We start from the raw sequence: 22,228 nt of genomic DNA, 5'->3' as shown, positions 1-22,228 counted from the left end.
TCTCAAGAGTGCGACCGTGACGGCAAAACCACGTACAATATCGGTCCCGTTCCACGCGCTATGCCGACTGTCCGTGTCCAACCATCTTTCCCGCCTGCTGCTTGTACTCTGCTCGATGCTGCTGAGCCCTTGCGCCGCCGCCCAGGATGCGCCGCCCGCGCCGATACCGCCGATACGATTCCTGCTGACCTTCGACGACGGCCCGGCCGCCGCCGACAGCGACAATCCGACCGTGCATATCCTCGAAACGCTGGCCAGCAACCCGCTGCAGGACCACATCAAGGCCGTCTTCTTCACCCAGACCCGCGCCTGGTATGGAGGCGGCACAGAGGTCGGCCGCGGCTTGATACGGCGCGAATACGACGAAGGCCATGTGGTCGCGCTCCACAGCGCCACCGCCTTCCACTCCAATCACCGCTTCATGAGCCGCGCGACGCTGGACGAGTCGATGCAGCGCGGCGTCGACGACCTGATCGCCGTCACCGGCGTCGCGCCCAAGCTGGTGCGCCCGCCGTTCTGGGCCTACGATGCCGATACGCTGGCCTCCTACCACCAGCACGGCATGCGCATGCTGCTGACCGACCTGAATGCCAACGACGGCAAGATCTACGGCGTCAACTTCAGCTGGCACAAGCGCTCCAACATGCTCACCCATCTGGCCGAGACCCGCAAACGCTGGGCCGCAGGCGCCATGCCCTCGGTCGACGGCAGCACGCCGGTGGTCGTCACCTTCCATGACGTGAACACCTACACCTCTCGCCACATCCAGGAGTACCTGGAGATCCTGGTCGACGTCGCGCACGAACTCGACATGCCGCTGGCCGCCAAGCCGTTCTACGACGACCGTGAGGAACTGGAGCGCGCAGCGCTGGCCAGCACCGTCGATAGCGCCAGCGTCAAACAGCACCTGCCAGGCCTGTGGGGCTGGCTGTGGCAGTGATCACGCCAGCGTAACCAGCTCTATCCGCGGCGGTGCCTTCAACTGCAAGGCGCTGCACAACACCACCGACAATTCCTCATGCGGCAGATCGACGCGATGCGCCTGCGCGACCTCGCCCAGCTTGAAGCGCGCTTCCTTCCCGCTCCACAAACTGTAAAAGCCGACGACGCGCTGCGCCTCGTCCAAACCCTGCAACCGCGCCCACTGCGCCATCTCGTCCGCATCGAAGGCCTGCGCCGCCAATGCCGCGAGATCGCGCTGCGGATCGCGCATTTCAATATCCAGTCCCAGCGCGGTCTGCGCGCTCACGGCGCACGCCACCCAGCGCCCGCTGTGCGAGATGCTGAAGCATGGTGCGCGTCCACGCACCAAGGGCGCCTTCAGCAAAGGCGCCGCACCGGGCCTGTCCTCCAGATCGACATCGCGCGGCGCCACGCCCAGCAAAGAGCCCAACGCCATGCGCAACAAGATCCGTCCAGCGACAAACTGACGCTGCCGCTGGGCGCGGACAAAGCGCCGGTAGCGCGCCATCTCGCTCGCGGACAGCCAATCGCGCAGACGCAGCAGATCCTCATCCGCCACACCATCAACATCGGCCATCCAGAGCGAGGCGGCGACTGTCATTGCCGGGCGATCGCCTGGTCGTCGGCGCCGGTCGGGCCGCCTACCGCACGGTCATAATTGGCCATCACATAGCTGGCCGAGAGCTTGCCGACACGCGTCAGCATCAAGTTGTCAGTTATGCCCCACAGGAAGCCCGCCCCCATCGCACCGGCGCGTTGGAAGAATTCCGGGTTGGCGATCACGGCACCGTTGGCATCGTGGATCGACACGTGCATCAGGACACCCGAACTGCCGGCCAAAGGCCCCAGCAGCACGCGCTTGGCGCCGTGCTTGAACGAGAGTTCGTCGACCACCGGCTCGATCACCAGCGTGCGGCCGTTGGCCGGACGCTGGTTCCACTGCGCCACCGACGCCGCCAGCTCGGCGCGGAAGTTCTCGTCGATCTTGGCCAGGCCGGCGACGTCGCCAACATAACCGGCCTTGAACACCACAGGTTTGACTTCAATGCGGCCGTAGGAAGCGAAAGCCTCCTTCGGTGGCGGATTCTGCGCGCTGCTCGCCTTGATCGTGGTCGCGCAGCCGGTCATCAGCAGCGCGCCGCCTGCAGCAGCTGCCATCACGGCGTTACGGATATTTTTATGCATGGCGATCTTTCAATGAGTCGGTAAATGGTCTGTGTGGGATTATTTGGCGAACTTGACGAAATCGGCCTTCAACGCGACACCGGCCATAATGGCGCCATCCGCGCATTCGAACTCGGTCTGGCTGGCCATTTCCTTGTCGTTGAAATTGCTGACGATGTTGACCACGCCATCGGCGCCCACTTCCTGCGCGCGCTTCTGCAGTTGCAGCATCGCCGACAGGAACACCCAGTTGCATGCCTTCTCGGTCGACTTGCCGAAGCCATTGGTGCGCAGGCTGGTCCTGTCGCTGGTGATCTTGGTCTGCACGGCCGGCGTAGGCTGGTCGGCGAAGTAGAACTTGACGCTGTCGCCCAGGCGCTGCTGCGCGTTGTTGGCGGCCATGGCGGCGGCGATCGGCAGCTGGACCATCTTGTCGGCGGCCGAAGCGTACAACGGCGCCACAGCCAATACCAGCAGTGCCATCGCGGAATGCAGTTTCTTCATTGTGGTGTTCCTATTTAACGTACCGTTTGAAAATCAGCGACGTGTTAATGCCGCCGAAAGCGAAGTTATTCGACATCACGTACTCGCACTGCAGTTGCCGCCCTTCGCCGGCGATGTAATCCAGCGCCGCGCACGCCGGATCGATTGCGTCCAGATTGATGGTCGGCGCAAACCAGCCCTCGCGCATCATTTCGATGCTGATCCAGGCTTCCAGCGCGCCGCACGCGCCCAGCGTGTGCCCCATATAACTCTTGAGGGAACTGATAGGTGTCTTATCGCCGAACACCGCCAGCGTCGCCTGCGACTCGGCGATATCGCCCTGGTGGGTGCCGGTGCCGTGCGCGTTGATGTAGCCGATGTCCGATGGCTGCAAGCCGGCGTCCTGCAAAGCCAGCTGCATCGCCTTCTGCATGGTCGCAGCATTCGGCTGGGTGACGTGGCAACCGTCGCTGTTGGTGCCGAAGCCGACCAGCTCCGCGTGGATCACGGCGCCGCGCGCCTGCGCATGCGCCAGGTCCTCCAGGATCAGGCAGCCGGCACCCTCGCCGATCACCAGACCATCGCGGCCGGCGTCGAACGGCCGTGGCGTAGTGTGGCCTGCGTCGTTGCGGGTGCTGGTGGCGAACAGCGTGTCGAACACCGCCGCCTCGGTCGCGCACAGCTCCTCGGCGCCGCCGGCCACCATCGCCAGCTGCTTGCCGCCGCGGATAGCCTCGTAGGCGTAGCCTATGCCCTGGCTGCCGGAAGTGCAGGCGCTGGACGTGGTGATCACACGGCCGGTGATGCCGAAGAAGACGCCGATATTCACCGGCGCCGTATGCGCCATCATCTTGATATAGGTGGTCGCGTTGATGCCCTTGGTGGTGCGCTCCTCCATCATGCGGCCGAAGTCGCCGATGGCGCTCGGCGTGCCCGCCGACGAACCGAACGACACCCCCATGTCGCCGCTCTTGAGCAGCGGGTGCTCCAGCAGGCCGGCATCGGCCAGCGCCAGTTCGCTGGCGCGCGTGGCCATCAGGGCGACGCGGCCCATGCTGCGGATCGCCTTGCGGTTATAACGTTCGGTCAGCGAGAACGGCGCGGCCGGCGCGCCAAGGCGCGTGTTCAGTCCCTCGTAATCCTCCCACTCCTCCATGCGCACCACGGCGTTGCGGTACTGGCCCAGACGCTCGCGGATCGTGGCCCAGTCGTTGCCGATCGGGCTGATGCCGGCCATGCCGGTGATGGCGACGCGGCGGCTCATGCCAGTCCGCCGTTGACGGAGATGACCTGGCGCGTGATGTAGCCCGCCTCTTCGCCGATCAGGAAGCTGACGGCTGCCGCCACCTCCTCCGGCTTGCCGACGCGGCGCGCCGGTATCATCTTCAGCGCTTCTTCCATCGGCACCTCGCTGGTCATGTCGGTCTCGATCAATCCCGGCGCCACGCAGTTGACGGTAATGGCGCGCTTGGCCAGCTCCAGCGCCAGCGCCTTGGTGGCGCCGATGATGCCGGCCTTGGCCGCGCTGTAGTTGACCTGGCCGCGATTGCCGATCAATCCCGACACCGACGCCAGCGTGACGATGCGGCCTGGCTTGCGGCGCTGAACCAGCGGCATCACCAGCGGATTGAGCACGTTATAGAAACCGTCCAGATTCGTTTTCAGCACGATATCCCAGTCCTCGCCGGACATCGCCGGGAAGGCATTGTCGCGTGCGACACCGGCGTTGCACACCACGCCGTAATAGCAGCCATGCTGCTCGATGTCCGCCTCCAGTGCGGCGGCGGTGGCGGCGCGGTCGCCGATATCGAACTGCAGCACGCGCACCGCGCGGCCCATTCCGGCGATCTGCTGTGCGACCGCGTCGGCCTCGGCGCGCTGGCTGCGGCAATGCAGCACCACGTCGTAGCCGTCGCGCGCCAGGCGCAGCGCAATCGCCTTACCGATGCCGCGCGACGATCCCGTCACCAGCACGCTCATGGACTTATTCTGATTCATACTGCGTTTCCATCTTTGAGAAATTGATTGACATTATCCGGCTGGAACACCGTCACCGTGGCCGTCGCCACCGCGCTTGCGCCGCCGGCGACGTCGATGCGGCAGTCGAACGCACCCAGGCCGTTTTCGCCTTGCAGTACCCGCTGCACATGCACCAGCAGCACGCTGCCGTTGGCGAACAGCGGCAGGCCGCAGACATATTTGCGAGATCCGAGCAGGAAGCCCACCTTGACCGCCTCCCCGCGCCGCACGGCCAGCCAGCCGGCATGGGCGGCGATTGCCTGTGCCATGTATTCGATGCCTACCCAGGCGCCGACGCCCTCCTCGCCCGCCAGCATGCTGCCGGCATGGATGCGCACTTCCGCGCACAGGTTGTCGTCGTCCGCGCTCAGCACGCGGTCGAGCAGCACCATCTGGCCGGAATGCGGCACCAGCTCGCGCACGTCCGGCATCGTCATGCGGTCCTCCCCAGCAACAGCGCCGCATTGGAGCCGCCGAAAGCGAATGAGCTGCTCAGAACATGACCCAGCGGGCGGCCCAGTGCCGCGCCGCGCGCCACCAGGTTCAGCGCCGGCAGCGCCGGATCGACCACGCCGTCCCACAGGTGCGGCGGCAGAAGGCCTTGCTGGTTATCGTCCTGCATGGCCAGCCAGCACAACGCCGCTTCGACCGCGGCCGCCGCGCCCAGCGTATGGCCAGTGAACGGCTTGGTGGAACTGACCGGCACTTCGAGGCCGAACAAGGCCGCGATCGCGCCCGACTCCATCGCGTCGTTCTGGCGGGTCGCCGTGCCGTGCATGTTGATGTAGTCGATCTGTGTCGGCGCCACGTTGGCGCGTTCCAGCGCTTGCGTCATCGCCAGCCGCGCCCCCACGCCGGCCGGATCGGGAGCCGACATGTGATGGCCGTCCGACGATTCGCCCCAGCCCAGCAAGGCGACCGTGGCGGCCTCGCCGCTCATCAGGAACAGGGCCGCGCCTTCGCCGATGTTGATGCCGTCGCGGTTGGCGCTCATCGGGCTGCATTGCGCAGCGCTGACCGAGTCCAGCGCGGCAAAGCCGGCCACCGTGAAGGCGCACAGCGAATCGACGCCGCCGGTCAGCACGGCGTCGCACAAACCCATCTTGATCAGGCGCGCGGCACCGGCCATCGCCTTGGCGCTCGACGAGCATGCGCTGGAATGCACATAGGCCGGACCGGCCAGGCCCAGTTCCCACGCCAGCATTTCGGCGGGCGATCCCATCTCCTGGTGGCCGTAGTAGAAGTCCGATGGCAGTACGCCATCCGCCACATGACGGGCGATGGCCAGCTCCGTCTCACCGATGCCGGAGGTGCTGGTGCCGATCACCACGCCGACGCGGTCGGTGCCGTAGCGCGCGATGGCGGCATCCACATCGGGACGAATCTGCGCTAGCGCCGCCAGCGCCAGCGCGTTGTTGCGGCTGCGCTGATGCGGCGGCAGATGCGCCACCGACGGCAGTTCCGTGCGCACGCGGCCTAGCGGCAGCTCGCGGCCGGGCGAGCAGCTATCGGTCGCCGCCACGCCCGTCTCGCCTGCGTACAGGCGTGCCTTCACCTGCGCCGGGCCTTCGCCCATCGCGCAGATAATGCCGCAAGCGTTCAGATAAAATTTCAGCATTCGTCGGTCTCAGTCGGTAGGCGCGGCAAACTGTATCGTCAGCTTATAGTGATATCGCAAATTGTCCAGAACAACCGTGCCGCTCCAGCGCGGCATGCCACTGTAGGAGATCTGCATGATGGGTTGATCATCCAGGAACAAGGTGCGACGGGCGCCCTGCTCGGCGATCCGCCAGCCCTGCGGCAGCGCGGCGGCGATCGCCTCGGCCGGCCACAGGGTCAGCTGCATATCTTCCAGCACGTCCTCGGCGCGCACCTGCGACGGCAGCATCACATGCCGCCACGAGGTCAGCTCCTTGCCGTCGTAATGCAGCGTGAGCACGCGCTGGCTGAACGCCAGGCCGACGACGTCGATCGCGTCCGGCTCCACCTGCAGCGCGACATCGAGATCATCGGTGCGGCCGTTGCGCTCGACCTTCAGGTGCTGCTGCACGCTGATCGAGATGCCCAACGCCGCCGGCGCCAGCTTCAGTCCAAGGCGGGCCTGCGGCGGCGGCTTGGTGGCGCAGGCGGCCAGCAGCAGCGCCGCAAGCAGCCCCGCCAGCGTAGGCGCGATCCGGCGCATTACCCCTGCGCGCATACCGCCTCCAACGCCGCCAGGCGACGCGGCGTCTCCTTGACGAAGGGGTTGGTCAGGTCCCAGGCATAGCCGGCCAGGATTGCCGAAATCATGCGTCGCACTTCCGGCTGCTGCTTCTCGTGGAAGATGATGGTCTGGAAGCCGCCGGCATACCACGACTCGACAAAGGCGCGGAACGTATCCACGCCCTTGCGCAGCGGCGCGCCAAAGTCGGCCTGCCAGTCCACCTGCTCGCCGGCGAACTGGCGTTGCAGCACCGCCGCGGCCAGGCTGGCCGACTTGAAAGCGATGGTCACGCCCGACGAGAACACCGGATCGAGGAACTCGCCCGCATTGCCCAACAAGGCGTAGCCCTCGCCCCACAGCTTGTCGACGTTGGCCGAGTAACCGACGATCTGGCGCGCCGGCGTATCCCACTTGGCGTTCTCCAGCAGCGCCGACAGCGATGGCTCTTCGGCCACGATGGCTTGCAGGCGCTCGGTAGCGCTGCCCTGGTAGCGGTCGAGGAAGCTGGTCTCCGCCACCACGCCCAGCGAGCAGCGGCCGCCGGCGAAGGGGATGGTCCAGAACCAGACATCGCAATGCGTGGGATGTACGGTCACGCGGATCTTGGTGCGATCGAAGCCGCCGCCATGAATGCCGTCTTCGACGTGCGTGAAAATCGCGCCGCGTACCGGGAAGTTGGACGGCGTTTCCAGCTTCAGGAGACGCGGCAGGATGCGGCCAAAACCGCTGGCATCGAGGATGAAGCCGGCGCGGACCTGGTACTGCGCGCCGTCTTCGCCCTTGACCGTGACCAGCGCCGGCGCGCCGTCCTTGCCCAGTTCAATATCGAGCACCTCATGGCGATAGCGCACCTCGGCGCCGAAGCGCTCCGCTTCCTTGGCCAGCAGATGATCGAAGTCGGCGCGCTGCACCTGGTAGGTGGTGCCCCATCCGGCCGAGTGCTTGTCGCGGAAATCGAAATCGGTATAGCGGCCGTTGCGCATGAACGCCGCGCCGTTCTTGAACTGGTAGCCCGCTTCGACCACGGCCCGCAGCATGCCCGCCTGCTCCAGGTAGGCCATACTTTGCGGCAGCAGGCTCTCGCCGATGGAGAAACGCGGGAACTGTTCGCGTTCGATCACCAGCACCTGGCGTCCCTGCTGGCGCAGCAGCGCGGCAGCCAGGGAGCCTGCGGGACCGGCGCCGACGATCAGGATTTCAACGGCTTCGATGTTCATTGCGTCAGTCATTGTTACTTTCTTTAGTGGAGCCAAAACAGGGGACGATCAACCAGACCAGCGCGGTCCCCAGCAGCATCGTCAGGCCGAACGCCTGCAACGCCGGGGTGGAACTCAGTCCCAGCAAACCGAAGGACAAAATCGTATTCGCGGCCGACATGCCGACCGCCAGCCACGGCGTGCGGTCGCGCCGGTCGGGATGTTCCTGCATGAAGATGCCGTAATCGACGCCGACACCCAGCAGCAGCATCAGCGCCAGCACGTGGAACAGCTGGAGGTTCTGCGACGCGAAGCCGAGCAAGGCCAGCGCGGCGATGCTGGCCAGCGCGGTCGGCGCCAGCACGCGCCAGGTACGGCCCCGGTAGCGCGGGAACAGCAGCGCAAACACCACCGCATAAGCGCCCAGCACCACCCAGCTCATATACTGGCGATAGCGGCCCAACACCGATGAAATCTCGGCCACCTTGTCGACCCACTGCACGCCTTGCAATCCATCGGCGGCCAGCTGCACCTGCGGCACCGCAGTGCTGGACAGGCCGCGCAAGGCGACGATGCTGGCGTAGACGCCGTTCACATCGCCCAGCCATAAATGGCGCCACGGCTCGCTGGCCGGAGTCTTCAGAAAATCATCCAGCGTCAGCGGCGTCGCAGCGGTCCGCAAGCCCGCAGCGGTGGCGGCGACCCACTGCGCGTCCTCGCCGGTTTGCGCGGCGATGGCGTGCAGCGGACCGCCGGCGGCCAGCAGCTTGTCTTCGATCAGCTGACGGCGCGCCGCCTGCGTGCGTGCGGACGGCACCCAGTTGGACATCGCCTGGTAGCCGGAGATGCGCCGCGCCGCCAACATCACGTCCAGCCGCGCCTTCAGCGCTTCCTCGCGTTGCAGCACCGTCTCGACGGAATCGCCGCGCACCAGGAAGTACTGCACCGGCGTTGGCGCGTCCAGCAGCTTGCTCAGTTTGAGCTGGTCGGCAATCAGGTGCTTGGGCGGATTTTGCAGCAGGCGGATGTCGTCATTGGCGCCAAGGCGGCTGACGCCGTAGCCCGCCGCCAGCGCGAACGCCACGGCGGCCAGCAGCGTGGCGCGGTTCATGCGCAGCAGCGGCCAGCGCAGCAGGGCCGCGCCGTAGACGCGCACCAGTGCCCCGCTCTTCAGGGTTCGGCTGCCGATCAGCGCAGGGAACCAGCACACCACCGTCAGCCAGGCGAACACCAGGCCAAGCGCGGAGAACACCGCCATCTGGCGCAGGCCGGGGAACGGCGTCAGCGCCAGTCCCATGTAACCGATCACCGCCGCCAGCAACGTCAGGCCGAGGCCCGGCAGCAGGCGTTTCAGCAGCGCCGGCGACGCCAGCTTCTCGTCGGCCGCTAGCCGGTTGCATAGGAAGTAGATGCCGTAGTCCTGCGCCACGCCGATCAGGCTCGCGCCGAACACCAATGTCATCAGGTGCACGCGGCCGAACAGCAGCCAGCACACCGACAGCGCGCCGAGGCAGCCGATGCCGATCGATAGCAGGATCAGTGAAATCGGCTTGAACGAATGGAAGGCGAACCACATCAACAGCACAACCCCCAGCAGCGAGCCGATGCCGATGGTGGACACCTCGCCGCTGGCCTGGGCACTGGCGTTGGCCGCGTGCAGGATCACGCCGGCCTGTATCAATTCAACTTGCGGCGTCGCCTTGCGGGCGGCGTCGCCGGCCTGCTTCAGCAAGGGCAGCACGGTTTCCTGCGCCGTCATCGACAGCGCAGGCACCTTCAGCGTCAGCGGCAGCAGCACGTACTGGCGCTGCGCGTCAGCGACGAACAGATGGCCGTCGCGCGGACGGACCGGGGTTTCCTGCGCGCGTTCCTGCAGCCAGCCGGCGAACAGGCCGAATGGATCGTCCTGCCACGAACCGACGTTCGGACCGCCGAATGGGCTATACAGTTTAGCCAGCGCCGCTTCCAGCCAGAACTGCGGCGGCTGCATGCGCAGCTGCGCTTCCTGCGGCGCCGTCAGCAGCGTCAGGCGATGTTGCTGGAACAGCGACAGCCAGTCGCTCTGCGTCTGCTCGTTGATCGGTGTCGCTTCGAATACGTCCTTGCGGGCGGCCAGCACCGCGCTGTAGGCGTCCGCCGCGCGGCGCGCGTCCTGCCAGTCGGCCGCGCCGACCAGCACCACCACGCGCTGCTGCGCCGCGTCGACCATATGACTGAACGACTGCTGCAACAGGGGATCGCGCTCCTGCACCGGCAGCAGCGCCATGATGTCCGTATCCGGCACAATGCGCTGCACCAGCCACAGATAGGCGTTATGCCCCAGCAGCATGCAGACCACAAGGGCCCACAGCAGCGCAAGTTGGCGGGTACGGCTCAAAACAGTGCCGCCTCTTCCTTGGTCATCGCGGCGTCGCCGGCCTGGATCGCCGAGAACACGATGGTGGTGCGGTCGCCGCTGGCGTCGCCCATGACGATGGTCTTCACGTAGGCGCCGCCATCGAGCTTGATGGTGCCGATGGCTTTTTCCAGCGCCGCCTGGCGCGGCTTGAGCACGACGTTCCAGCTGTTGGCGTCAACCGTGCCGTCCACTTCGAACAGCGTCTCCAGCTGTGCCAGATCGCCGGACAGCAGCGAGAACAGCACGTTGTTGATCATGCGGACGGTCGGCTCGGTCTTGGCGTCCAGGCGCATCGCCACGCGGTCGCCCTGGTAGTTGACGATTTCGTCGCGCGTCAGCCGCAGCGTGCTGGGAAAAGGCTGCAAGGTGCGCCACAACACGCCCTTGCCAGCGACCACGCAAAAGCGGCCGTTGGCGGCCAGCGGCTTCTTCATGCCCGCCAGCTGCTTGCTCTGGTCGAAGCGGCCGCACATGACAGGCGGCTTGGCCAGCATGGCCTGGATCTTCGCGACCGGCACAGCGGCATGGACCACCTGCCCCATCGCAGCCAACACGGCCGCCAGCAATATCGTTTTCATCAGTTTCATACGGGTTCTATCCCCAATTTTTCAAACAGCACAGGAGGCGACACGAAGCACATCTCCTTGGTAGCGATATCGACGGCGACCATGGTGGTACTGGCGCGGTTCAGGCGCTTGCCGGTGGCGGCGTCGGTGATCAGGTAGTCGATCTTCAGGCGGTTTTCCCATTCGACGATATCGGCGCGCAGCTTGAGCGTCTGGCCGAAGGTGGCCGAGCCCACGTAGCGCAGTTGCATGTCGATCACCGGCCACGCGTAGCCGGACTCCTTCATCTGCAGGTAGTTGTAGCCGATCTTGTCCAGCAGCGCGCAGCGCACCACCTCCAGGTACTTGACGTAGCGGCCATGCCAGACGATCTCCATCGGGTCCAGGTCGAAGAACTGCACCTGCATCTCGACTTCCGCGAACCAGCGGCTTTCCTTGTTAGTTCGGCGCATACAGATCCCATGCCTTGGCGCGGATGCGTTCCAGCAGCAGCCGCAGTTCCGGTTCCAGCCGGCGGTCTTCCTCGACCGGCTTGATGTCGGCGCCCAGCGCTTCCTGCATCGCCGCCAGCGCGGCCTGCGGCTGCAGCTCCGGATTGACCTGGCAACGCAGCCATACGCCCTGGCGCACGGTGATCAGCAGCGCGGCGACGACCTGCTCCGTCAATTCCAGCACGCGCAGGCAGTCGCGCGCGGCGATGGTGCCCATGCTGACCTTGTCCTGGTTGTGGCACTCGGTCGAACGCGAGAACACCGAGGCCGGCATGGTCAGCTTGAGCGCTTCCGCCGTCCACGCCGAGGCGCTGATCTGCAAGGCCTTCAGCCCGTGGTTGATCGGCGCGCGCGCGCCGGTGGCGCCGGACAGGTTGGCCGGCAGGCCGTGGTTGTAGCGGCTGTCGACCAGCAGCGCCATCTGGCGGTCCAGCAGGTCGGCGAGGTTGGCGACCGCGTTCTTCATGCCGTCCATCGCGAAGGCGATATGGCCGCCGTAGAAATGGCCGCCGTGCAGCACGCGCTCGTTTTCGGCATCAATCAGCGGATTGTCATTGGCGCTATTGAGTTCATTCTCGATCGACGAGCGGAAGAACGGCATGGCGTCGGCCAGCACGCCGATCACGTGCGGGGCGCAGCGGATCGAGTAGCGGTCCTGCAGGCGCTTGCCGTTGCGTTCCCACTGGTCGGTCGGCAGATTGCTGCGCAGCCATGCCGCCACCTGCTGCATGCCGCCGTGCGGCTTGACCGAGAACAGCACTTCGTCGAAGTGGTGAGCGTTGCCGTCCATCGCGAACGAGGCCATCGCCGTGATGCGGGTGGTCAGTTGGACCAGGTATTCGGCGCGGTCATAGGCCATGCAGGCCAGGGCGGTCATGACGGCGGTGCCGTTCATGATCGCCAGCCCTTCCTTCGGGCGCAGGCGCAGCGGCGTGATGCCGGCTTCCTTCAAGGCCTGCGCGGCCGGCACTTGCACGCCGTCGCGCCATACTTCGCGCTCGCCGCACAGCACCGCCGCCAGGTAGGACAGCGGCGTCAGGTCGCCGCTGGCGCCGACCGAGCCTTCGGATGGAATCAACGGCAGCAGGCCGGCGTCGAGCAGGCGCGTGATCTGCAGCAGCAGCTCAACGCTGACGCCGGAATAGCCCTTGCTCAGCGACGCCAGGCGCGATGCCAGGATGGCGCGCGTCTGCGCCGGCGTGAAGTACTCGCCCAAGCCGACGCCGTGGTAGGTGTACAGGTGGTGAGGCAGCTCGGCCACCAGTTCCGGGGGCACCACCACGGTGCAGGAATCGCCGTAGCCGGTGGTGACGCCGTAGACGGTGCCATCCTCGCGCAGCAGGCGGTCGAGGAAGTCGGCGCCGCGCGAGATCGCGGCGCGGAAGGCCGGATCGTCCGACAGCGCCGCAACGGCACGACCTTGCGCGATGTCGACGATGTCTTCGATCGTCAGGCGGTTCTGGTCGAAGCGCACGGTACGCGGCGTGGTATTGAGTTGGGCTATGTCAGCGAGATGCATCGGATCGTTCCAATTGGGGTAAGTGCCAGAAATCATAAAAGTTAAACCACTGCAGCGGCGCGCGCAGGCAGTAGTGCTCCAGGCGGCGCGCGTAATCGCCGGCCAGTTGCTGGAAGGCGGCGTCGCGGCCCTGGCGCGGTATACTCACGGCGTCGCGGAAGGCCTCGAAATACAGCGACGAGCGCTGCCCGTCGCGGATGGAGAACAGCAGGAACACCGGGCATTGCAGGATATTGGCCAGCACATACGGGCCGACCGGGAACGGCGCCGGCGCGCCCATGAAATCGGCCAGCGCCACACGAGGATTGTGCGACACCGGCACGCGATCGCCGGCGATGACCACGAACTCGCCGCGCGCCACGCGCTCGGACAACAGGATCGCCGTGGCCGGCGACATCTCCGTCACCTGCATCAGATTCAGCTGGCTCTCCGGGTTGAGTCGGGCCAGCATATCGTTGAAGGCCTGCGCGTGCTTGGTGTGGACCAGCACCGTCATTTTGATGTCGCGGCGCTGGCGCGACAGCACGCGGCACAGCTCCAAGTTGCCCAGGTGGGCGCAGATCACCAGCCCTCCCCGTCCGGCCGCCGCCGCGCCGGTGATCAATTCGCTGCCATGCAGGTCCACCGTATCGAGCTTGAACAAGCCGCCCCACAGCAGCATCTTGTCCAGGATGCTCTCGCCGAAAGCGGCGAAGTGGCGCAGCACGCCGGGCGCGGAGGTTGACGTGTAGCTGGCCACGCGGCGCAAATACGCCTGCGAAGCGCGGCGCGGCCGCGGCTTGCTCAGCACATACCAGGCCAGCACCGGATACAGCACCACGCGAAACGGCCAGCGGCCGAATACGCGGCAGATCCAGAACAGCAGGCGCATGCCCGCCACGAAGCTAATCTCGTTGATGGAGGCCCAGTGCAAACTACGCGCGGTCATCGGACTTGCCTTTTGCGCGCCAGCAGGCGGGGAATGCGCGGCAGCATGCCGAAGAACAGCTTCGTATGCATCCACGAGATCCGCACATTATCGCTCCAGACGCGGAAGTGCGATACGCCATCCGACGGATAGCTGACGCGGGTCGGCAAGTTCACCACTTGCAGGCCGTCCCAGAACAGCCGCACCAGGATATCGGTGTCGAAGTTCATGCGTGCGCCGATAGGGCTGCGCGCCGCCAGCGCATTGACCGGCGCCACTGGATAGACGCGGAAACCGCACATCGAATCCTTAATGTCGAACGACAGGGTATTGATCCAGACCCAGATGTGGGTGGCGTAGCGGCCGTACAGGCGCGCCTTCGGCACCGACTCGTCGTAGACCGGATGGCCGGCGACGATAGCGTCCGGACAGGCGGCGGCATGCGCCAGGAACTTCGGCACATCGGCGGTTTCGTGCTGGCCGTCTGCGTCGATTTGCAGCACATGGGTGTAGCCCAGTTCCGCAGCGCGGCGGAAGCCGCTCAGCACAGCGACGCCCTTGCCCTGGTTCTGCGCCAGCCGGACCAGCGTGACTGCGCCGGCATGCTGCTGCACCAGCGCGTCCAACACGGCGGCGCAGGCGGCGCTGCTGCCATCGTCGACCAGGATGCACGGCGCGCTGTGGCGCAGCAGCCCGGCCACTACGGCGCCGATCGCGTGTTCATGGTTATAGACCGGCACCACGATGCAGGGTTTGAAATCACGCATCCGCGTCTCCCAGCATGACGCGGCCGCTGGCATGCTGCCCAGCCTCGGACAGGTAGCGGAATTGCAGGCAGCCCGTGGCCTGGTCGTGCAACAATTCCAGCCGCACCGGGGTCTCCGGCTGTATCACCTGCTGGAACTTGAGCGCGTTGATGCCCTTGAACCGCGTCGGCAGGCTGAAATACTGGCGGCCGTAATGGATCGCCCAGTCGACCTGCACTACGCCAGGGAGGATGGGCGCGACGTCGAAGTGACCATCGAAATACAGCAGGTCGGCCGGCGCGCTCACTTCCAGCAGCACGCGCAGCGGTTCGCGTTCCAGTTCGCGCAATTGCGGCAAGCGCGGACGGCGGTCGGCTGCGCCGTCGTCGCCGTCGAGCAGCGCCAGCAAGGCTGCCAGCGTGGTCTTGCCCTGGGCGTTGACCGGCATCTGGTCCAGATAGCGCCAGCGGCGCGGCAGCGCGACCGCGTCCACCACCGCCGCCAGCACGGCGCGCAGGCGGACGTTGAATGCGGGCTTGCCTTCTGCCTCCAGCAGCGCGCGGCCCGCCGGCGTCGGAACGATGAATGCGGCCAGGCGCTGACGCTCGCCGGCACCAGGTTCGCACAGGACGACGCGAACCTCGGCGACCATGCCGCACGCCAGCAGCGCAGCTTCCATCGCGCTCAGCGAGATGCGCTTTTCTTCGATCTTGACGATACGGTCGCTGCGCCCCAGCAGCAGGAAGCGCTGCTCGCCGACACGCGCGGCACGGTCGGCCAGCGCCAGCCAGTTGTCGTCGGCCAGATGCGGCGACCGCACTTCCAGCGTGTCGTCCGCCGCGCCAAGGCGCCATGCCACCGTCGGGAAAGGCCGCCAGGCGTCGTCAGTGAGACCGCTGCGCTGGCGCCAGGCGACGCCGCCTGTCTCCGAGCTGCCGTAGACTTCCACCGGCACGCTGCCCAGCAGACGTCCGGCGGCCAGCGCCGTTTCCGCCGCCAGCGGACCGCCGGACGAGAACACCGCGCGCAACATAGCCGTCGCGCCGCGCCAGTCCAGATGCTCCGGCAAGCGCTTCAGGTGGGCCGGGCTGGCAATCAGCACGCATGGGCCGGCGGCCATGCCGGCCGCCAGTTCTTCAGGATAGGTGATGCTCAGCGCGTGGATCGCGCGGCCGGTACTGAGCGGCCACAGGACCTTGAACAGCAGGCCATAGATATGTTGGTGCGAGACGGTCGCCAGCACGGCGGCGTCGCCGGCGTTGGCGCCGAACAGTACATCGAGCGTTTCGACTTCGCTCGCCAGCTGCGACAGTTTTTTAGGAATGGCTTGCGCCGCGCCGGTGCTGCCGGACGTGAACACGACCAGCGCCGGCAAGTCGGCAGACAAGGCGCCGCCCATCTGCGCAGCGGTGGATACATCGTCCGCCTCGGCGGGCTGCAGCGGCCGCAGCTCCGCAGGGAACTGGCCCAGGAAGCCGTCCACCGAAGTGCACAAGGCGGCGCAGCTGGCCTCCAGCGTATCGGCGCTCAGCCAGATGGTTTTACCGGCATGCCAGGCACCCAGCAGGGCCGCGCCGAATTCCAGGCTGTCGTCCAGGTAGAGCGCGAAGTCGCTGCCCGGCTGGCCGCGCAGCAGCGCATGCCATGCATGGACATGCGCCAGCCACTGCGCATTGCTCATCACCGAGCCGGCACACCAGCCGGCCACGTCGTCGGCAGGCCGCGCCGCGATGGCGGCGTACAGATTTTCGATCCGGTCAGACATGATGCAGACGCTTGAAACGCAGGCGCACCAGATACTCGGCGCCGAACAGCAATGCCATCAGCACGTATGAGATCACGCCGGTGTACAGCGACCAGGCGGCCTCCGACATCCACAACGCGGTGGCGAAGGCGATCAAGCCATTGATGATAAAGAAGCCGCACCACACCTGCGTCACCTTGCGCATATAGGCTTGCGCCACCGGCGGGAAGTCCTCGCCGCGCAGGCGCGCCATGCGTTCGACCGCCGACATCGGCGTCGTCAGGCTGTAGCCGAAGCCCGCCAGCAGCGCCGCATTGACCAGCACCGGATACAACTTCAGCGGCAGCAGCAGATTGCTCCACACCGCGCACGCCATCAACACCAGCGCGCCCGCCGCCGACCAGCGGGCAACGCCGCTCAGTTTCAGCGCGGGCAGGCGCGTGGCCACGGCCAGCAACAACAGGCCGGCCAGCCAGCGCGGCTCCACCTGCCCATGCCCGAACCAGATCGCCAAGGGATACAGCAGCGTCACCGCCACCGTCAAGACAGTCATCGGCATCGCACTTACGCTGCCTGCTCCGTCATGCCGGCCAGCGCGTCGACCACGTCGCCGATGGTGCGGATGGTCTTGAACACTTCCGGCTGCAGGCGCTTGCCGGTCAGCTGCTTGAGCTTCACCGCCAGGTCGACCGCGTCGATGCTGTCGATGTCCAGGTCGGCGTAGAGGTTCGAGTCTGCGCTCAGGTCAGCTTTGTCGAGTTCAAACATCTCGGCCAGCAGATCGACTACCCAGATCTGCAACTGCTCTTTGCTCATGTCGTTCAAATCAATCATGTCCCGCTCCCTTATTTCTTTCTATGGCTATCGATCATCGCTGCCAGCGCCTGGACCGAGGCGAAATGGCGACGGGTGTCTTCCGAATCGGCAGACAGCGAAATCCCGTACTTCTTCTGCAGGGCCACGCCCAGTTCGAGCGCGTCGATCGAGTCCAGGCCCAGGCCTTCGACGAACAGCGGCGCCGCACTATCGATGTCGGCCGGCGTGATGTCCTCCAGTTGCAGCACATCGATGATCAGTTGTTTCACTTCCAGTTCAAGCATGGCTTTGGCACTTCCCGGTAAAATAATTCTGTAAAAATTCAGTCAACTGGCGCGCCGCCATCACATCGCTGGCGGCACCCTCGGTAAACGCTGCTACCGCCAGGTCATCCTGGACGTCGATCCGTATCAGCACACGGCGCGGCGGCACGCGCCACCACTTGTCGCCCTTGCCCAACGTGGCCGGCTCGCAGCGGATCAGCACCGGCGTCATGTCGCGCGCGCCGCGCACCGCGATGTTGGCCGCGCCGCGCTTCATGCTGATCACGCCATTGCCCGGCGTGCGCGTCCCTTCCGGGAACACGATCAGGTTATTACCGCGCCGCAGAGAGGCGATGCAATCGTCCACCAGCTCCGCCCCGCCCTCGTTGTTGATGTAGCCCGCCGCGCGCACAGGTCCGCGCGTAAACGGGTTGTTCCACAACGCGCCCTTGACGATGCAATCGGCGTTCTTCACGAAGGCCATCAGGAACACGGTGTCGATCAGCGTCGGATGGTTGGCCAGTATCAGCAGGCCGCTCCGGTCCAGCTTTTCGACGCCGCGTATCTCGTAACGCAGCACGCCCAGCGCGCGCATCAAATCCACATAACTGCGAAACGCCCGCCGTATCACCGTGCGCGCCGCCGTCACGCGCCGCTCCGGCTGACGCACCACCACGTTCAGCGCCGGGAACACCAGCACCCGCAACAGCAGCCCGCCAACGCCGAACACCAGAAAACTCAGGCCGGTGGCGAACACGCGCCAGTAGCGCGACAGCATGGCCGCCAGCCGGTCACGCATCGCGGGTCCAGCTCCAGCGCAGGCGTCCGTCGCAGCGCTCCAGCCGCCGCGCACCGCGCAACTGGAAACGGGCCACCTCCAGGCCGGCCGGCATGCCGGCCGACGGCGGCTCGACGCTCGCGGTCCAGTTCAATGATATCGCGTCGTCCGCCGCTGGCGTCAGCAGCCACGCCCACGCATACGGCTGTTCTTCGCAATCCTGAAACGGTGCAAACAACTCCGGCAAAGGGCAATCGCAGGCCACCAGCAGCACCTGGGGCGCGCCGTCCGCCATCAGGCCGCAGGCCTCGATGACGGCATGCTCGATGGTGGCCGCGCCGGCGGCCAGCGCCAGCTGATTGGCGCGGTCGCCGCGGGCAATGCTCAGCAGCCCCGCGATGGCGTTATGCACCGACATGCTGAACGCCGTCGGCGACAAAGGCTCGCCCCGCGCCAGGTCGCTCAGCAGCTCCAGCGAACGCGCCACCTCGCCGTGACGCGAGCAGAAAACCGTGGGAATATCGGTGCGGCCGTCGAGGCATTGGTATGCCACTTCCAGCGCCATCTTACCGAGAAAACCGGCGCGGCGGCGCAGCATCGCAGGCATCGCCTTGACGCCCGGCTCGGCACCGGCCTGGATCGCAAACGGGGTCTGCGCCCACTGTTCCCAGGCGGCGGGATCGGACAGCCCCGGCGCCCATTCGGCGTGCCGGGAAATCGAAAAACTGACACCGTTCGTACGCATGTTATTAAATAATCCAGAGCTTTGAGATGAAAAAGGGACGACCTCATGCTCACATGCCGCAGAAATGCCAGCCGACGTACTTTTCAAATTATAAACGACAGTTCTTGCCGTCACCTCAAATAAATAGACTTAGGGCAACTATTTTATCGTCTATCCCCGCCTTTTGTGCAATTGACAGTGCGGATTCTCTCCAAAAATCACGTTTTTTGGCAGGAAAAAGCGGGGACGGCAGAAAGCGGGAATGTTTCAGAGTGCGGCTGATATGTTTCACGCGAGGACGCGAAAGCGAAGTATATCCCGGACGCGCCTGGGCGGCGGTCCGGGAGGTTGACGGGGTCAGAACACCCAGAGTTTATCGGCCGGCATTTGCAGCCAGTATTTGCCCGCTTCCAGCTTGTACTTGGAATAGGCGCGCAGGCTCATCTCCGGTCCGTCCTCGCTCTTGAACAGGCACTCGAAGCGGTCGCCCAGGTACATGCAGGTCAGCAGCGGCAACTCGATCGCGTTCTCCACCGGCGTCGCGCTGATCTTCACTTCCTCCACGCGGATGATGGTGGACGGCTCGCCGCCGCCGGCGCCGCGCGCGGTGGCCCGCAGCGGCGTGGCGCCGACGGCCAGCGTCACGCTGGCGCCGTCGCGCTGCACCACCTTGGCCGGCAGGCGGTTGTTGCTGCCCATGAATTCGGCGGTGAACAAGGTGTCCGGCGTCTCGTACATGCTTTGCGGCGAGCCTTGCTGCTCGATCTTGCCGTTGTTGAGCAGCAGGATGCGGTCCGAGATCGCCATCGCCTCGGCCTGGTCGTGCGTGACCATCAGCGCCGACAGGCCCAGTCGCACGATCAGCTCACGCAGGAAGGCGCGCGCTTCTTCGCGCAGCTTGGCGTCCAGGTTGGACAGCGGTTCGTCCAGCAGGATCACCGGCGGGTTGTAGACCAGCGCGCGCGCGATCGCCACGCGCTGCTGCTGGCCGCCCGACAGCTGGTGCGGGAAGCGCTCGGCCAGGTGGCCCAGGCCCAGGTTCTTCAGCACGTCGCTGACCTTGTCCTTGATCTCGGTGGCGCCCATCTTGCGCAGCTTGAGGCCATAGGCGACATTGTCGAACACCGTCTTGTGCGGCCACAGCGCGTAGGACTGGAACACCAGGCCCAGGTTGCGGTGCTCGGCCGGCATTTCAAAACTCTTCGCGCCGTCGAACACATTGCGGTCGCCGATGGAGATGGTGCCCTGCTTCGGGCTTTCCAGTCCGGCCACGGCGCGCAGCAGCGTGGTCTTGCCGCTGCCCGAAGGGCCCAGCAGCGCCACCACTTCGCCTTTTTGCAGGTGCATGGACACGCCCTTCAGAATCGAGTTGGCGTGGGCGCCGGTGCCGTAGTCCAGGTGCAGGTCGTTGACGGTCAGTTCATTCATGATGAGGTCTCGTTTCATTTTATTTTGACTTAATTATGCAGCTTCACGCCAAAGCGCAGGGCCACGCCCAGGCCGATGGCCACCAGCGTAATGTTAATGAACGATAGCGCCGCCACCAGGTCGGTGGAGCCGCCGGCCCACAGCGACACCAGCATCGCGCCTATCACCTCGGTGCCCGGCGACAGCAGGTACACGCCGGTCGAATACTCACGCTCGAAGATCAGAAACACCATCAACCACGCGCCCAGCAGGCCGTACTTCACCAGCGGGATGGTGACGTCGCGCGTCACTTGTCCGCGCGATGCGCCGACCGCGCGCGCCGCCTCTTCCAGCTCCGGCCCCACTTGCAGCAGCGCGGTGGAAATCAGGCGCATGCCGTAGGCCAGCCACACCACCGAATACGCCAGCCACAGGGCGAAGATGGTCGAGCGCAGCGACCGCAGCACCGGTATCGCGTGCTCGCTGAGCCACAGGGCCGCGCCGTTGTCCATGCCCTTCAACATGCCATCGAGCCAGCTCGGTACGAACAGGAACACCCACAGGAAGGACAGGCCGGCCAGCAGGCCAGGAATGGCGCGCGGCACCAGCACGCTGTAGTCCAGGAAGCGGGTGATGCCGTCCGGCTTGCGGTGCATGGCCAGCGCGATGGCGCAGTAGCAGATCACCGCGAAGCCGCCGCCGATCACGCCGATCAGGATGGTGTTGAGGATGCCGCGCATCAGCGCCGGCTGCTCCATGATCTCGCGGAAGTGCTGCAAGGTCAGCACGTCGCGCAGGTTGACGCCCTCGCCCCAGTACTCCACGAAGGAGCGCAGCACGATGCCCGACATCGGCATGATGATGGTGAACATCAGCCAGGCGAAGATCAGCGCGAAGGCCAGCCATTTCCATTTACCGAGCGGCATGGACTTCGAACGCGCGCCCTTGCCCTTGATCGAGACGAACTTGTTGGCCGACTTGAGCAACCAGCGCTGTATCATCACCAGCGGCATCGTCACCATCACCAGGCAGACGGCGACGGCGGCCATCAGGTGGTAGGACGGCGTGCCCAGTTTGTTGGTCAGCTTGTACAGATAGGTCGCCAGCACCAGGTGGCCTTCGGGATCGCCCAGCACCAGCACCAGGCCGAACACCTCGAAGCCGAGGAAGAACACCAGCACGGCGGCATAGGCCAGCGCCGGCGTGATCATCGGCAGCGAGACGTTGAACATCACCTGCAGCGGCGACGCACCGGCCACGCGAGCCGCTTCCTCGACGTCGGAGCCCAGGCTTTTCAGCGCGGACGATGCGTACAGGTAGACGTGCGGCACGTGCGTCAGGCCGGCGATCACCACGATGCTGGTGAAGGAGTAGATATTCCACGGGATGAAGCCGAGGATGTCCTTGGCCCACAGCGAGTAGAAGCCCACTGGGCCCATCGAGACCACGTAGCCGAAGCCCATCACCATCGGCGAGACGAAGATCGGCACCAGCAGCATGGGCGCGATGAAGCCGCGGCCCGGCAGGTCGGTGCGTATCATCAGGAAGGCCAGCATGCCGCCCAATGGCACGGCGATGGCGGTCAGGCCGGCGGCCAGCAGGAAGGCGTTCTTGAACGCCACCGAGAAGTCAGGGTCTTCAAAAATGAAACGGTAGGCGTCCAGGCCCAGCTCCTTGGCGGGCATGAAGAAGGGCGCGTTCAGGAAGCTTTGGTAGAAGATCAGCAGCAGCGGCAGGAAGATGGCGGTGGCGGTCAGCGTCACCACCACGCCACGTGTCCAGTTGATGCCGCGCCGGCCGGAGCCAGGGAGAGTGAGAGTTTGCATAGGAATTCCGTTTTG

At 65.6% G+C, this 22,228-nt stretch carries 24 protein-coding genes; 1 reads left to right on the top strand and 23 read right to left on the bottom strand.

The genetic code is table 11. The features are described from left to right. Positions 1–73 precede the first annotated feature (73 nt). On the top strand, positions 74–940 hold the full coding sequence (locus ACEN9O_RS17065; protein WP_495613051.1) for a polysaccharide deacetylase family protein: 867 nt from the start codon (positions 74–76) through the stop codon (positions 938–940). Here ACEN9O_RS17065 and ACEN9O_RS17060 read toward each other — a convergent pair whose 3' ends face one another. The 23 genes from ACEN9O_RS17060 to ACEN9O_RS16950 form a co-directional block, all read right to left on the bottom strand. Next, complete coding sequence (locus ACEN9O_RS17060) at positions 941–1,564, bottom strand: 4'-phosphopantetheinyl transferase family protein (protein ID WP_495613050.1); 624 nt, start codon at positions 1,562–1,564, stop codon at positions 941–943. Further along, positions 1,561–2,148 carry a hypothetical protein gene (locus tag ACEN9O_RS17055; protein WP_495613049.1) on the bottom strand — a complete coding sequence of 196 codons (588 nt, stop codon included), beginning with the start codon at positions 2,146–2,148 and terminating at the stop codon, positions 1,561–1,563. The genes ACEN9O_RS17060 and ACEN9O_RS17055 overlap by 4 nt, the downstream gene beginning before the upstream one ends. A 39-nt stretch (positions 2,149–2,187) precedes the next feature. Continuing rightward, positions 2,188–2,631, bottom strand: coding sequence for an excinuclease ATPase subunit (locus ACEN9O_RS17050; RefSeq protein WP_495613048.1), 444 nt, complete (start codon positions 2,629–2,631; stop codon positions 2,188–2,190). Between the two features lie 10 nt (positions 2,632–2,641). Next, positions 2,642–3,874, bottom strand: a complete 1,233-nt coding sequence (locus ACEN9O_RS17045) for a beta-ketoacyl-ACP synthase (RefSeq protein ID WP_495613047.1) — start codon at positions 3,872–3,874, stop codon at positions 2,642–2,644. Then, entirely contained in the window at positions 3,871–4,608 is a 738-nt protein-coding gene (fabG, locus tag ACEN9O_RS17040) for a 3-oxoacyl-ACP reductase FabG (RefSeq protein WP_495613046.1), read from the bottom strand. The genes ACEN9O_RS17045 and fabG overlap by 4 nt, the downstream gene beginning before the upstream one ends. Further along, on the bottom strand, positions 4,605–5,066 hold the full coding sequence (locus ACEN9O_RS17035; protein WP_495613045.1) for a hotdog family protein: 462 nt from the start codon (positions 5,064–5,066) through the stop codon (positions 4,605–4,607). Before ACEN9O_RS17035 ends, fabG begins: the two co-directional genes overlap by 4 nt. Then, on the bottom strand, positions 5,063–6,247 hold the full coding sequence (locus tag ACEN9O_RS17030; protein ID WP_495613044.1) for a beta-ketoacyl-ACP synthase: 1,185 nt from the start codon (positions 6,245–6,247) through the stop codon (positions 5,063–5,065). Before ACEN9O_RS17030 ends, ACEN9O_RS17035 begins: the two co-directional genes overlap by 4 nt. A gap of 9 nt (positions 6,248–6,256) precedes the next feature. Then, positions 6,257–6,826: a DUF3261 domain-containing protein gene (locus ACEN9O_RS17025; RefSeq protein WP_495613043.1), complete on the bottom strand. Its 570-nt coding sequence runs from the start codon at positions 6,824–6,826 to the stop codon at positions 6,257–6,259. Further along, positions 6,811–8,049: an NAD(P)/FAD-dependent oxidoreductase gene (locus ACEN9O_RS17020; protein ID WP_495618496.1), complete on the bottom strand. Its 1,239-nt coding sequence runs from the start codon at positions 8,047–8,049 to the stop codon at positions 6,811–6,813. The genes ACEN9O_RS17025 and ACEN9O_RS17020 overlap by 16 nt, the downstream gene beginning before the upstream one ends. 4 nt (positions 8,050–8,053) lie before the next feature. Continuing rightward, positions 8,054–10,405, bottom strand: a complete 2,352-nt coding sequence (locus tag ACEN9O_RS17015; protein ID WP_495613042.1) for an MMPL family transporter — start codon at positions 10,403–10,405, stop codon at positions 8,054–8,056. After that, on the bottom strand, positions 10,402–11,013 hold the full coding sequence (locus ACEN9O_RS17010; RefSeq protein WP_495613041.1) for an outer membrane lipoprotein carrier protein LolA: 612 nt from the start codon (positions 11,011–11,013) through the stop codon (positions 10,402–10,404). The genes ACEN9O_RS17015 and ACEN9O_RS17010 overlap by 4 nt, the downstream gene beginning before the upstream one ends. Continuing rightward, on the bottom strand, positions 11,010–11,444 hold the full coding sequence (locus ACEN9O_RS17005) for an acyl-CoA thioesterase (protein WP_495613040.1): 435 nt from the start codon (positions 11,442–11,444) through the stop codon (positions 11,010–11,012). Before ACEN9O_RS17005 ends, ACEN9O_RS17010 begins: the two co-directional genes overlap by 4 nt. Next, a complete protein-coding gene (locus tag ACEN9O_RS17000) occupies positions 11,431–13,002 on the bottom strand; it encodes an HAL/PAL/TAL family ammonia-lyase (RefSeq protein ID WP_495613039.1) in 1,572 nt (523 codons plus the stop codon). Before ACEN9O_RS17000 ends, ACEN9O_RS17005 begins: the two co-directional genes overlap by 14 nt. Further along, on the bottom strand, positions 12,989–13,930 hold the full coding sequence (locus tag ACEN9O_RS16995) for a lysophospholipid acyltransferase family protein (RefSeq protein WP_495613038.1): 942 nt from the start codon (positions 13,928–13,930) through the stop codon (positions 12,989–12,991). Before ACEN9O_RS16995 ends, ACEN9O_RS17000 begins: the two co-directional genes overlap by 14 nt. Beyond that, positions 13,927–14,676 carry a glycosyltransferase family 2 protein gene (locus ACEN9O_RS16990; RefSeq protein ID WP_495613037.1) on the bottom strand — a complete coding sequence of 250 codons (750 nt, stop codon included), beginning with the start codon at positions 14,674–14,676 and terminating at the stop codon, positions 13,927–13,929. The genes ACEN9O_RS16995 and ACEN9O_RS16990 overlap by 4 nt, the downstream gene beginning before the upstream one ends. After that, complete coding sequence (locus ACEN9O_RS16985) at positions 14,669–16,420, bottom strand: ApeI family dehydratase (protein ID WP_495613036.1); 1,752 nt, start codon at positions 16,418–16,420, stop codon at positions 14,669–14,671. The genes ACEN9O_RS16990 and ACEN9O_RS16985 overlap by 8 nt, the downstream gene beginning before the upstream one ends. Beyond that, a complete protein-coding gene (locus ACEN9O_RS16980; RefSeq protein ID WP_495613035.1) occupies positions 16,413–16,958 on the bottom strand; it encodes a COG4648 family protein in 546 nt (181 codons plus the stop codon). The genes ACEN9O_RS16985 and ACEN9O_RS16980 overlap by 8 nt, the downstream gene beginning before the upstream one ends. A 5-nt stretch (positions 16,959–16,963) precedes the next feature. After that, the gene (locus ACEN9O_RS16975; protein WP_495613034.1) at positions 16,964–17,233 is read right to left on the bottom strand and encodes an acyl carrier protein; all 270 of its coding nucleotides are present in this window, start codon (positions 17,231–17,233) and stop codon (positions 16,964–16,966) included. Between the two features lie 11 nt (positions 17,234–17,244). After that, positions 17,245–17,499, bottom strand: a complete 255-nt coding sequence (locus ACEN9O_RS16970; RefSeq protein ID WP_332853719.1) for a phosphopantetheine-binding protein — start codon at positions 17,497–17,499, stop codon at positions 17,245–17,247. Beyond that, positions 17,492–18,277 carry a lysophospholipid acyltransferase family protein gene (locus ACEN9O_RS16965; protein ID WP_495613033.1) on the bottom strand — a complete coding sequence of 262 codons (786 nt, stop codon included), beginning with the start codon at positions 18,275–18,277 and terminating at the stop codon, positions 17,492–17,494. The genes ACEN9O_RS16970 and ACEN9O_RS16965 overlap by 8 nt, the downstream gene beginning before the upstream one ends. After that, positions 18,270–19,001 (bottom strand): beta-ketoacyl synthase chain length factor, encoded by a 732-nt coding sequence (locus tag ACEN9O_RS16960; RefSeq protein ID WP_495613032.1) that lies wholly within the window; start codon positions 18,999–19,001, stop codon positions 18,270–18,272. The genes ACEN9O_RS16965 and ACEN9O_RS16960 overlap by 8 nt, the downstream gene beginning before the upstream one ends. Before the next feature lie 336 nt (positions 19,002–19,337). Next, positions 19,338–20,408: an ABC transporter ATP-binding protein gene (locus tag ACEN9O_RS16955; protein WP_495613031.1), complete on the bottom strand. Its 1,071-nt coding sequence runs from the start codon at positions 20,406–20,408 to the stop codon at positions 19,338–19,340. 29 nt (positions 20,409–20,437) lie between these two features. After that, positions 20,438–22,213: an ABC transporter permease gene (locus ACEN9O_RS16950; RefSeq protein WP_495613030.1), complete on the bottom strand. Its 1,776-nt coding sequence runs from the start codon at positions 22,211–22,213 to the stop codon at positions 20,438–20,440. Positions 22,214–22,228: the final 15 nt, after the last annotated feature.

This window comes from Duganella sp. Dugasp78 (genome assembly GCF_059491455.1).
This window is presented reverse-complemented; position numbering and strand designations above follow the sequence as displayed.